1 pseudogene is annotated in these 333 nt (G+C 40.2%); it reads left to right on the forward strand.

The window, feature by feature from the left end:
• Window positions 1–333: pseudogene (locus tag R0J92_RS22110) on the forward strand (DNA replication protein DnaD); the annotation flags it as partial.

Here is a 333-nt window from a genome sequence, read left to right on the forward strand (position 1 = left end):
CTATTAGGAATCATTGGCTCTATGGAGAAGAAAGAACCTTTTCAAGAGATGAGGCATGGCTCGATCTTTTAATGATGGCAAATCATAAAGACGCAAAGGTGAAGCTCGGACTGGAAATAATTCATGTGCCTGAAGGGAGTTTAATCACCTCAGAATTGAAACTAATGGACCGGTGGAAGTGGGGGAAAGCCAAGACTAGAAACTTTCTGAAACTTCTCGAAAACGACGAGATGATTATCAAAAAATCAGACCGCAAGAAAACCACCATAACCATTTGTAATTACAGTGTTTATCAAGAAAAAGAAACCAAGGTTAGACCGAAAGCAGACCACG

It is taken from the genome of Tritonibacter sp. SIMBA_163 (genome assembly GCF_046535935.1).
GTDB classification, from domain to species: Bacteria; Pseudomonadota; Alphaproteobacteria; order Rhodobacterales; family Rhodobacteraceae; genus Epibacterium; species Epibacterium scottomollicae.